Annotated in this window: 9 protein-coding genes and 1 pseudogene; 5 read left to right on the top strand and 5 right to left on the bottom strand. The window is 75.2% G+C overall.

Features of this window, described 5'->3' with window-relative positions; genetic code table 11:
• The 4 genes and pseudogenes from FK498_RS13830 to xseA form a co-directional block, all read right to left on the bottom strand.
• Positions 1-612, bottom strand: a pseudogene (locus tag FK498_RS13830) (chemotaxis protein); the annotation flags it as partial.
• A complete protein-coding gene (locus FK498_RS13825; RefSeq protein WP_141855507.1) occupies positions 613-936 on the bottom strand; it encodes a hypothetical protein in 324 nt (107 codons plus the stop codon).
• A gap of 109 nt (positions 937-1,045) precedes the next feature.
• On the bottom strand, positions 1,046-1,864 hold the full coding sequence (locus FK498_RS20145; protein ID WP_141855505.1) for a M23 family metallopeptidase: 819 nt from the start codon (positions 1,862-1,864) through the stop codon (positions 1,046-1,048).
• Positions 1,861-3,264, bottom strand: coding sequence for an exodeoxyribonuclease VII large subunit (xseA, locus tag FK498_RS13815; RefSeq protein ID WP_141855503.1), 1,404 nt, complete (start codon positions 3,262-3,264; stop codon positions 1,861-1,863). The genes FK498_RS20145 and xseA overlap by 4 nt, the downstream gene beginning before the upstream one ends.
• 56 nt (positions 3,265-3,320) lie before the next feature.
• Between xseA and purD the strand changes: the two genes are divergently transcribed.
• Positions 3,321-4,592, top strand: coding sequence for a phosphoribosylamine--glycine ligase (gene purD / locus FK498_RS13810; RefSeq protein WP_141855501.1), 1,272 nt, complete (start codon positions 3,321-3,323; stop codon positions 4,590-4,592).
• 115 nt (positions 4,593-4,707) lie between these two features.
• Positions 4,708-5,673: a tripartite tricarboxylate transporter substrate binding protein gene (locus tag FK498_RS13805; RefSeq protein WP_141855499.1), complete on the top strand. Its 966-nt coding sequence runs from the start codon at positions 4,708-4,710 to the stop codon at positions 5,671-5,673.
• On the opposite strand, the gene FK498_RS13800 is transcribed toward FK498_RS13805, so the two are convergent.
• Positions 5,670-6,194, bottom strand: a complete 525-nt coding sequence (locus tag FK498_RS13800) for a nucleoside deaminase (RefSeq protein WP_237560947.1) — start codon at positions 6,192-6,194, stop codon at positions 5,670-5,672. The two genes, FK498_RS13805 and FK498_RS13800, sit on opposite strands and share 4 nt — an antisense overlap.
• A 59-nt stretch (positions 6,195-6,253) precedes the next feature.
• On the opposite strand from FK498_RS13800, the gene FK498_RS13795 reads away from it, so the two are divergent.
• From FK498_RS13795 to FK498_RS13785, 3 genes are all read left to right on the top strand, one after another.
• Positions 6,254-7,012, top strand: a complete 759-nt coding sequence (locus FK498_RS13795) for a pseudouridine synthase (RefSeq protein WP_141855497.1) — start codon at positions 6,254-6,256, stop codon at positions 7,010-7,012.
• Entirely contained in the window at positions 7,009-7,575 is a 567-nt protein-coding gene (gene rsmD, locus FK498_RS13790) for a 16S rRNA (guanine(966)-N(2))-methyltransferase RsmD (RefSeq protein ID WP_141855495.1), read from the top strand. The genes FK498_RS13795 and rsmD overlap by 4 nt, the downstream gene beginning before the upstream one ends.
• A 153-nt stretch (positions 7,576-7,728) precedes the next feature.
• On the top strand, positions 7,729-10,877 hold a 3,149-nt coding region (locus FK498_RS13785; RefSeq protein WP_202614859.1), incomplete at its 3' end, for a hypothetical protein.

Below are 10,877 nucleotides of genomic sequence, written 5' to 3'. Positions count from 1 at the left end.
GGCCCGCTCGGCCTCCTCGGCGAGGCGGCGCACCTCGGCACTGGCCGCGCGCGCCTCCTCGGCGGCGCGCTCGGCCGCGGGCAGCGCCTGCTCGACGCGCAGCGCGAGCCAGCACAGCGTGATCGTCTCCGCGACGACGATCACGGCGTGCAGCACCACGCGGCCGAGATCGGCGCCCTCGGGGAACACCAGCGTCGGCGCGACCACGTTGAGCGAGAGGTGATGCAGCGCGGTGACGCCGGCGCCGACCAGGATCACGCGCCAGTCGGCGAAGGCGGCGAGGATCGCCAGCGCGGCGAAGAAGTACATGTGCAGATCGATCTGCCAGGGATGTCCGGCGGCCAGCGCGACCAGCATGGCCGGCGCGCCGACCACGCCGACGGCGATCGCGAGCCGCGTGCCGAGCCCGGTCGGATCGGTCCGCCAGAGCACCGTCGTCACCCCGGCGAACAGCGCCATGATCGCCATCGCCAGCCAGGGGGCGCCGCCGAAGGCCCAGGCGGCGAGGCCCGTGACGGGCAGGTGCAGCCACAGGAGGCCGACCAGGAAGCTTGCGGCGGCGGCGCGCAGCGCCTCGAGCGCACTGCGCGGAGTGGCGACGGAGGGCGTCATTCAGGATGTCCTTGCGAAACAGCCGCGCAGCGCTGCGGCATTCAAGACCAGGATCGCCCCGGCGGCTCGCAGCCGGGCGATGCCGCCCGGCTCGATCGTCGCCACCACGCCGCCGGCAAGGCTGATGACCGGCACGGCGTCGGCCGCCATCGCGCGCAGCGCCGCCTGTTCGGCGGCGATCGGGCCGAACCAGGCGAGCACCATGCCGCGCTCGGGAGGTGCCAGCGCGACCGTGGCCATCAGCACCGGGCTCGCGAGCGCGAGCAGGGCGGCAGGCAGCAGGGCGCGCAGGCCGGCGCGTGGAGCGGGCGGCGGGTGGGGCATCGCACGAGACCGTAGCGCCGAGGAATGAACGGCCTGTTGACGGGCCTGCGCAGGCACGAAGGTAGCCGGCTCAGGCTGAACGGCGCCGCCTCGGCGCGGCAGGCCGTCCTCACGCCTCTGGCATCGGCGGCAGCGCGGTCTGCGGATCGACCGGCGTGCCGCGCCAGGCGATTTCGAAATGCAGGTGCGGGCCCGTCACGCGTCCCGTCGCACCGACCGCGCCGATGATCTCGCCCTTCGCCACCCGCTGGCCGACGCGCACGTCGATGCGCGAAAGATGCATGTAGGTCGAGCTCACCGCGTGGCCGTGATCGAGCACGACGGTCGAGCCGGGGAAGTACATCCCGGTCTGCGCCAGCCGGACGATGCCCGAGCACGCCGCGGCCACCGGCGTGCCGGTCGGGCGCGCCACATCGACGCCGAAATGCGGCTGGCGCGGCTCGCCGTTCAGGATGCGGCGTGAGCCGAACACGCCGCTGATCCGCCCCGTCACCGGCCAGTCGAAGCCCTCGGTGAAGAACGGCTGGGGCGTGTCGTGGCCGCCGCGCGCCTCGCGCAGCATCTCGCGTTCGCGCGCGATCCGCTCCAGCGTCTCGGGCGGCGGCGTGACCATCGCCGGCGGCAGGCCGGTGATGTGCTGCTCGATCCACTGCCGCCGCGCGACCGCGAGGCTTCGCGTCTCGCGCGCCCCCTCCGGCCGGGTGATCGCGAGCGTGGCCTTGTCCGCGGCGTCGCGGCCGAAGCCGAAGGCGAACTCGCCGCCCGCCGCGACGCGCACCGGCCTGCCGTCGAGCGCGAGCCGGGTGCCCGGCGCGGCCGTGCCGGTGACGAACGCGCCCTGTTCGATCCGTCCGTGCAGCGTGATCGCGCGTGCAGGCGCGGCGAGCAGGCAGAGCGGACAGGCGAGGACGAGGCGGCGGGCGATCACAAGAAGCGCTCCTGTTCCGGTTCCGGCCTGGGCACGCCGCGACGTGGCGCCGTGCCCTCGCCGATCGCGCGCGCCTCGCCGTCGGCGAAGCGCAGGCCGAGCCGCTTGCCGGGCGTGACCGCGCGCGCGCTGGTCACCGCATGGCCGGCCTGGTCGGTGACGAGGGCGAAGCCGCGCGCCAGCACGGACTGGTACGACACGGAATCGAGCCGCGGAGCGAGCGCGCCGAGCCGCGCCTCGGCGGCCGCAAGGACGCGCCCGATGCGGTCCTGCAGGCGCTGCGAGACGAGCTCGAGTGCGGCGCGCCTGGCCGCGATCGTCTCGCGCGGGTGCGGCAGACGCGCCGCGATCCGGTCGAGCGCATGGCGCCGCGCGGCGAGCAGGGTGCCGATCGCGGTGTCGAGCCGTGCGGCGCGGTCGTCGAGCCGCTGCTGTCCGGCGGCGATCAGGGTCGGCAGGTCGGGGATCGCCCGCGCCGCCCGTTCCAGCCTGAGCCGCCGCTCGTTGACGATGCGCGCGATCGCGGAGGAGGCGCGCGCGCGGAGCTGGTCGAGATGGCGCACGAGATCGACCCGCACCGGCACGGCGAGCTCGGCCGCCGCGGTCGGCGTCGGCGCGCGCAGGTCGGCGGCGAAGTCGATCAGCGTGGTGTCGGTCTCGTGGCCGACCGCGCTGATCAGCGGGATCGCGCTCGAAGCCGCTGCGCGCACCACCGCCTCGTCGTTGAACGCCATCAGGTCCTCGAGGCTGCCGCCGCCGCGCGCCACGATCAGCAGGTCGGGGCGGGGGATCGTCCCGTCCTCGGGCAGCGCGTTGAAGCCCCGGATCGCGGCGGCGATCTGCTCGGCCGCGCCCTGGCCCTGCACGGCCACGGGCCAGACCAGCACCTCGCGCGGGAAGCGGTCGGCGAGGCGGTGCAGGATGTCGCGGATCACCGCGCCGCGCGGGCTCGTGACGATGCCGATCACGCGCGGGATGCGCGGCAGCGGGCGCTTCCGGGCGGAGTCGAACAGCCCCTCGGCGGCGAGCGTCTTGCGCAGCGCCTCGATGCGCGCGAGCAGCGCCCCCTCGCCCGCGTATTCGAGGCGTTCGATCTGCAGCTGGTAGGTCGAGCGGTCGGCATAGGTGGTGAGCCTGCCGGTGGCGATCACCTCGACGCCGTTCTCGGGTGCGAGCCCCAGCCGCGGCACCGCCGACTTCCAGATCACCGCGGCGAGCTTGGCGTTCTCGTCCTTGAGCGCGAGATAGACATGGCCGGAAGGGTAGCGCTTGAGCTCCGTGATCTCACCGCGCACGCGGATGCGGCCGAACTCGCCCTCGAGCGTGCGGCGGATCGCGGCCGCGAGTTCGGAGACGGCGAATTCGGGCAGGTTGTGGCCGGGCGGGGCGGTCTCTTGCATCGGGGGGCACCATAGGCGAGACGGGCCGCGTCGGCGAAGCGGGAAGGGGTGCTGCCGTGAGGGTTCTGCTGGTCGGGTCGGGGGGACGAGAGCACGCGCTTGCCTGGGCGATCGCCGCCTCGCCGCTCACCGAGCGGCTCTGGTGCGCGCCGGGCAATCCGGGCATCGCGCAGCATGGCGAATGCGTGCCGATCGGCGCGACCGACATCGCGGCACTCGTGGCCTTCGCCAGGGAGCAGGCGGTCGATCTCGTGGTTCCGGGGCCGGAGGCGCCGCTGGTCGCGGGGCTGGCCGATGCCTGCGCCGAGGTCGGCATCGCCTGTTTCGGGCCCTCCGCCGCGGCGGCACGGCTCGAAGGCTCGAAGGCGTTCATGAAGGAGGTCTGCGCCGCGGCCGGCGTGCCGACCGCCCCCTCGGCGACCTTCGTGGATCCCGACGCCGCCAAGGCGCATGTGCGCGAAGCCGGCGCACCGATCGTGGTGAAGGCCGACGGGCTCGCCGCCGGCAAGGGGGTGGTCGTCGCCGCGACCGTGGCGGAGGCGGAGGCGGCGATCGACGCCTTCATGCGCGACCGCATCCACGGCGCGGCGGGTGCGACCGTGGTGATCGAGGCCTGTCTTGCCGGCGAGGAGGTGTCGTTCTTCGCGCTCTGCGACGGCCGCAACGCCATCCCCTTCGGTGCCGCCCAGGACCACAAGCGCGTGGGCGAGGGCGACACGGGGCCGAACACCGGCGGCATGGGCGCCTACGCGCCGCCGCCGGCCTTCACGCCGGACCTGGAACGGCAGGTGATGGAGACGATCGTGCGGCCCACGCTCGCCGAGATGGCGCGGCGCGGCGCGCCGTTCCGCGGCGTGCTGTTCTGCGGGCTGATGCTGACCGAGGCCGGGCCGCGCGTGCTGGAGTTCAACGTGCGCTTCGGCGACCCGGAGTGCCAGGTGCTGATGCTCAGGCTGATGAGCGATCTCGTCCCCGCGATGCAGGCGGCGTGCGACGGCGTGCTCGATCGCTTCGCGGTCCGCTTCCTGCCCGATCCGGCGATCGTGGTGGTGATGGCCGCGCGCGGCTATCCCGGCACGCCGGAGACGGGATCGGAGATCCGCGGGCTCGAGCGTGCCGCCGCGCTGCCGAACGTGCAGGTGTTCCACGCCGGCACGCGCGCGGAAGGCGGGCGGATCCTCGCCGCCGGGGGGCGGGTGCTCGCGATCGGCGCGACGGGCGCCACGCTCGCCGCGGCGCGCGACGCGGCCTACGCCGCGGTGGACGCGATCGACTGGCCGGAGGGGTTCTGCCGGCGGGACATCGGCTGGCGCGCGCTTTCGCGATGATCGCCTCCGGCGCTCCCGCACGCGCCACGAACCGGCTTCCCCGCTGCGACTGCGGCTGGCACACTGGGCTTCTGAAGGCGCGCTCGAGACGCGCCGCACGGGAGGATCTCGATCGATGTCCAGCCGCTTCACCCGCCGCGCCGCCCTCGCTCTCGGCGCCGCCACGCTCGCCGCCCCCGCGATCGGCCAGGCGCGCTTCCCCGACCGGCCGATCCGGCTGATCTGCCCCTGGCCCGCCGGAGGCTCCACCGACACCCAGATGCGCGCCTTCGCCGATGCCGCCCAGCGGCATCTCGGCCAGCCGGTGGTGATCGAGAACCGCCCCGGCGCCTCCGGCACGCTCGGCGCGATCGCGATGAAGCAGTCCCGCCCCGACGGCTATACGCTGACCCAGTTCCCGATCACCGTGTTCCGCCTGCCCTTCATGCAGGAGCAGCCCGCCTGGGATCCGCTGAAGGACTTCACCTATGTCACGCATCTCACGGGCTACCTGTTCGGCGTCACGGTGCGTGCCGACAGCCCGTTCAGGACCTTCCAGGACCTGATCGCCTGGGCGAAGGCGAATCCCGGCAAGCTCACCTACGGCACGCCCGGCGTGGGCACGACGCTGCACATCACCATGGAGCAGATCGCCGAGGCCGCCGGCGTGCAGTTCCTGCACGTGCCGTTCCGCGGCTTCGCCGACAACTCGACCAGCCTGCTCGGCGGCAACACCATGGCGCTGGCCGACAGTTCCGGCTGGGCACCGATGGTGGAGGCCGGCCGGATGCGCCTGCTCTGCGTCTGGACCGCCGAGCGCGTGCCGCGCTTCCCCGATGCGCCGACGCTGCGCGAGCTCGGCTTCGACATCGTCTCGACCTCGCCCTACGGCGTCGGCGGCCCGGCGGGGATGGACCCGGAGGTGGTGGGCATCCTCGACGCCGCCTTCCTCAAGGCGATCGACGATCCCGCGCATCTCGAGGTGCTGAAGAAGTTCGACATGGTGAAGGTGCCGATGGGGCACGCCGCCTATACCGAGGCGGTGACGAGGATGGTCGCGACCGAGCGGGCGATCGTGCAGCGGCTCGGGCTCAGGATCTAGACGCGGCCCCGGCGGGTCGGAGCCGGCTCCGGCGGTTCCTGGCGCGCCTCTTCGCCCGATCCGGCGAGTCCGCCCGGTCGGGATCCGTGCTCGCGCCGCGCGGCGAAGAAATCGCGCAGCAGCGCCGCCGCCTCGCGCTCGGCCACGCCGCCGACCACCTCCGGCCGGTGATGCGTGGTCGGCTGGTCGAAGATGCGCGCGCCATGCTCCACCCCGCCGCCCTTCGGATCGTAGGCGCCGAACACCAGCCGGCGCACACGGAACAGCGCGATCGCGGCGGCGCACATCGCGCAGGGCTCGAGCGTCACGTAGAGATCGCAGTCGGGCAGGCGGGGCTCGCCCCGCGCGGCTGCCGCCGCGCGCAGCGCGAGCAGCTCGGCATGCGCGGTCGGGTCAGCGCGCTCCTCCACGCGGTTGCCCGCGCGCGCCAGCACCGTACCCGCCCCATCCGTCACCACCGCGCCCACCGGCACCTCGCCGCGCGAAGCCGCGGCCCGCGCCTCGGCGAGTGCTGCCGCCATGGGGGAGAAACGCCGCTCCATCCGCGCTACATCACACCGATGATGCGGATGGACAAGCGATGAAGCGGGCGGGGACCGGCGCGGGCGAGCGCATCGCCAAGTGGCTCGCGCACGCGGGTGTCGCGAGCCGGCGCGATGCCGAACGCCTGATCGCCGAGGGGCGCGTGGCCGTGAACGGCCGCCGCCTCGCCGACCCGGCGGTGCTGGTCGAGCCGGGCGACACCGTGACGGTGGACAGGGTGCCGGTCGAGCCGCCCGGGCGGGCGCGGCTGTTCCGCTACCACAAGCCGCGCGGGCTGCTCGTCACAGCGCGCGACCCGCAGGGCCGGCCGACCGTGTTCGAGCGCCTGCCGCCGGAGCTGCCGCGCGTGGTCTCGGTCGGGCGGCTCGATCTCAACAGCGAGGGGCTCCTGCTGCTCACCACCGACGGCGCGCTCGCCCGCCACCTCGAACTGCCCGAGCACGGCTGGCTCCGGCGCTACCGCGTGCGCGTCCACGGCCATCCCGATCCGCGGGCGTTGGCCGATCTCGCCAGGGGCACGACGATCGGTGGCGTCCGCTACGGGCCGATCGAGGCCGGCCTCGATGCCATCAAGGGCGACAATGCCTGGCTGACGGTGTCGCTGCGGGAGGGCAAGAACCGCGAGATCCGCCGCGTGATGGAGCATCTCGGCCTGCCGGTGCTGCGGCTGATCCGCGTCTCCTTCGGCCCCTTCGCGCTCGGCCGCCTGCCGCGCGGCGCGGTCGAGGAGGTGCCGGCCAAGGTGCTGCGCGAGCAGCTCGGTCTGGCCTTGCCGAAGCGCGTGCGCGCGCCGTGAGGGTGATCGCCGGCGCCTGGCGCGGCAAGCGGCTGGTGGCGCCCGCCGGCGAGAATACCCGTCCCACCGCCGACCGGGCGCGCCAGACGGTATTCGACGTGCTGTGGCATGCGCGCTGGGCCGGGCGCGGCGCGATCGAGGGCACCCGCGTGCTCGACGCCTTCGCCGGCTCCGGCGCGATGGGGATCGAGGCGCTGTCGCGCGGCGCGGCGGAGGCGATCTTCCTCGAGACCGACACGGCCGCGCTCGCGGCGATCCGCGCCAACCTGCGCGCCTGCCGCGCCGAGGCGCGCGGCCGCGTGCTGCGCGCCGATGCCACCGCCCCGCCGCCTGCGCCGGCGCCTTGCGGTCTCGTCTTCCTCGACCCGCCCTACGGCAGCGGGCTGGTGCCGCGTGCCCTTGCCGCCCTTGCCGCCGCGGGCTGGGTGGCGCCCGCGGCGCTGATCGTCGCCGAGACCGAGATCGACGCGCGGATGCCGGAGATCCCGGGTTTCCTGCCGGTCGATCGTCGCGCGGTCGGGCGGGCGGCGATGACGGTGCTGCGCCGCGCCGGGGAAACATGATCCCCACGCAACGGTGCGGCGAGGGCGGAGGGGGCCCGCGACGCCTGTGCCGCATGCCGGCCCTCGGCCGCCGGCGCCCGGCGCGGGACCATCGCACCACCGGGCTGTTTCGCATCAGCATCGGACCGGCTATCCTCGCGGCCGAGCCCCGCGATGAAGCTGCCCGATCTCCTGCCGCCCCGCGACCTGCTCGACCGTCTCGGCGGCGTGGCCGAGGGGCTGCGCAGCCATGCGCGGCTCGGGCGCGTGCCGGTCGTGCTCGGCGTGGCGGCGGCGGTGGTGCAGGTCCTCGCCGCACTGGACGGCGCCGGACTGATCGCGAAATGGCGCGAGGCGGCGGCGGCGCTGCGCGCCTGGGCCTCGGGCTCGGCGGCAGCACCGCCGCTCGACTGGGCGATCGCGCTCCTGGTCGCGCTCCTGGTCGCCGCCCTGGTGGTGTGGCGCGCCTGGCGCGGCTGGCTGGTCGAGGCCGCGACACCGCTGCGCTACACCTTCTCGATCGGCCCCTTCGTGCCGGTGGACGGGCAGAGCGGCGATCCACGCCTGGCGTGGCTGCCACATGACCTCGCCGTGGCGGTCGCGCGGCGCATCCCGCGGCTCACCGCGATGGCGCCGGAGCAGGTCGCCGATCCCCTCGCCTCGTCGCATTTCCACATCACCGGCAGCGTGCTGATCCGCCGCGACGCGGCCGAGATCGCGTCGAGCCGGCCGCTCAGGCGCACGGTGGTCGAGATCGTCCCGCGCGTGCGGCTGGGCGGGCCCGGTGCGCCCGAGACCATCGCGCCGCTGGTGCGCTACCGGATCAGCCCGCGGCGGTCGGCTGGCCAGCGGGCCGGTCGCCCGGAACAGCACTACGGCCGCATCCTCGAGCGTATCGCCTTCAGCGTCGCCAGCGCGATCTATGCGCGGCTGCGCGAGGACGTCGCGCGCAAGGTGGAGGCGCTTCCGGTGCGCCGCCATCGGGCCGCCGCCTATCTGCGCGAGGCGGAGGACTGGGCGCGCTCGAGCACGTTGAACGGCTACGACGATGCGCTCGCGCTCCTGCGCCGGGCCATGGCCGAGGCTGATCCGCGCCGCCGTCCGCCGGCGCCGACCATCTGGTCCGGCCTTGCCACGCTGTTCGCCCGCGCGCGCGCCGAACTCGCCGATGCCGCGACACCAGCGCTGGCGCGCTGCCTGCCCGGGCTCGGCCGGCGCGCGCTGCTGATCGGCCGCATCGAGACCGCCTTCGCGCGCACCGTGGCGCTGCGCGAGCTGCAGCAGGTCGTGGTCTCGGTGAGCGCGCCCGGCCGCGAGGGCCGCGCCACCGTCTTCGCCGCGCGCTTCGAGGCGGAGGCGACGGTCGCGCGTCTCGCCGCGCTGCCCGCGCGCGTGCCGGGGCGCGCGGCGGCGCTGCAGGATGCCCATGCCGCGCTCGCGCTCGCCTGTGCCCGCCTGAGCGCTGTCGTGTCGGCCCACAACGCCGCGATGGCGGCGCGCGATGCCGACCCGATCCGGTTCGAATCCGATCCGATGTGCCAGTACGCACGCGGCGACGCGGAGGCGAGCCCGCATGCACGCCTGCGGCTGTTCCGCCGCGCGCTGCAGCTCGATCCGCGCCACGAGCCGGCGCAGCTGATGCTCGCCTACGACACCGAACGGCTGTGGCGGCAGGAGACGGCGCTCGACCGCGACGCCGCCGAACGGCTGGTGCTGCCCGAGTACGAGCGGCTGCTCGACCTCAACGGCGGCGCGACCGCCGGACACGCCAATGCCGGCCATGTCTGCTGGCTGATGGCGGGCGGCGACTTCGCGCTGCTCGACCGCGCGATCGAGCTGTTCGAGGAGGGGCTGGCCGCGCACGAGCTCGAGCCGGCCTCCGCCGCGGCCGAGATGCATTTCGGGCTCGGCCGCGCGCTCGCCGAGGCCGGGCGGATCGCCGAGGCGCAGGGACACCTGCTGGAGGGGCTGGCCGCGCTCTCGGGCGACCGCAACCGCTCGGATTTCGGGTTTCGCCCCTATCTGTTCATGAACCCGACACCGGCGCTGCTCGCCCGCTTCACCTGCGCGCGCCGGCGCGTCGAGGCGCATGCCGCGCGCTCGCCCTCGGCGGTCGCGGATGCCGTGCTGGCGATGGCGCATCTCGACGAGGCCGAGGCCGCGCTCGCCCTCGCGGAGGCGACCGGCGATCCGGAGGCGAGGCTGATCGCGGGGCTGGCCTGGCGGCAAGCGGGGCTGCGCAGCCCCGACAACATCCTCTACGCCTTTCTCGGGTTCCGCAGCTTCGCCGGCGATGCCCAGCGCGACCTGCTGGAGACCGTGCTGGAGGTGCGCGCGCCGCAGTGGCGCGCGGCGATGCTGCTGCGCGCCGACTGGCACGCGGCGCAGGCGGCGCGGCGCTGGCAGGAGGCGGCGGCGGCGCGCGCAGAGGGCGGGCAGGCCGGGGGGGCGGCGCTGCGCGAGGCGGAGGAGCATCGGCGCCTCGCGATGCAGATCTGTCGCGGCCTGCTGCCGCAGGCCTGGCTCTGGGGGTCGGACCAGCCGGCTGATCCAGGCGAGCCGGGCGATGCCGCCCTGCGTCTGCTGGCGCGCCCCCGCAGCCGCACGCGCCGCCGTCCCTGGACCGAGGAGATCGATCCGATCGGCGTCGAGACGCTGGCGGCCATGGGCCTTCGCGCGGTCGGCCACGCCGAGACGCTGCGCCGCATCGGCCGCCGCCGGCCCGCCGCCCGCCGCCTCCGAACGGAGCCGCGTACGGAACGCCTCGAGCGCCTCCTGCGCGCCCGCCGCCCCGCCGGCGACGGCCTGGCGGTAGAGATCGAGCGCACGGCTGCGGTTCGGCGCGCTCAGCGGCCCGCCCTGGCGGAACCCGTGGGGATCATACAGCCTCGCGAGCACGAGCGCCGCCTCGCCGTGGCCGCTGCGCGCCACCGTGCCGACCAGCAGGCTGACCGCGAGATCGTTCGCGGTGCGGCCACCACGCTCGATCAGCGCGCGGGCGAGCCGCGTGGCCTGCTCGGGTGTCAGCTCGCGCAGCCGCTCGCGCGGACAGGCGCCGTCCAGCACCTGGTCGACCTCGAGACAGGGATCGGCCGCCGGCGCGGGCCGGGGCGGCGGATCGGCGCGCTCCGTCGGCGGCTCCGGCACCCGTTCCGGCCGCGGCCAGAACCACCAGGCGCCGGCAGCGCCGAGGCCGAGCAGCAGCGCGACCGCGACCGTGATCCACTCGGAGGCGCGGATGCCCCCCCCGCCCGCCGTGCCGCCGGTGGTGCTGCCGCCGGGGCCGGGATCGCCGGTCGGGAACGGCTCCGGCAGGGTGCCGG

It is taken from the genome of Elioraea sp. Yellowstone (genome assembly GCF_006704265.1).
Classification (GTDB): domain Bacteria; phylum Pseudomonadota; class Alphaproteobacteria; order Acetobacterales; family Acetobacteraceae; genus Elioraea.
The sequence above is the reverse complement of the archived record's forward strand: the minus strand, read 5'-3'. Positions and strand labels throughout refer to the sequence as shown.

What these genes read in the sequence shown, in the direction of transcription:
- FK498_RS13825 (WP_141855507.1), bottom strand. Translation starts at nt 936, where the DNA reads ATGCCCCACCCGCCGCCCGCTCCACGCGCCGGCCTGCGCGCCCTGCTG.
- FK498_RS13800 (WP_237560947.1), bottom strand. Translation starts at nt 6,194, where the DNA reads ATGGCGGCAGCACTCGCCGAGGCGCGGGCCGCGGCTTCGCGCGGCGAG.
- FK498_RS13795 (WP_141855497.1), top strand. Translation starts at nt 6,254, where the DNA reads ATGAAGCGGGCGGGGACCGGCGCGGGCGAGCGCATCGCCAAGTGGCTC.
- xseA (WP_141855503.1), bottom strand. Translation starts at nt 3,264, where the DNA reads ATGCAAGAGACCGCCCCGCCCGGCCACAACCTGCCCGAATTCGCCGTC.
- FK498_RS13805 (WP_141855499.1), top strand. Translation starts at nt 4,708, where the DNA reads ATGTCCAGCCGCTTCACCCGCCGCGCCGCCCTCGCTCTCGGCGCCGCC.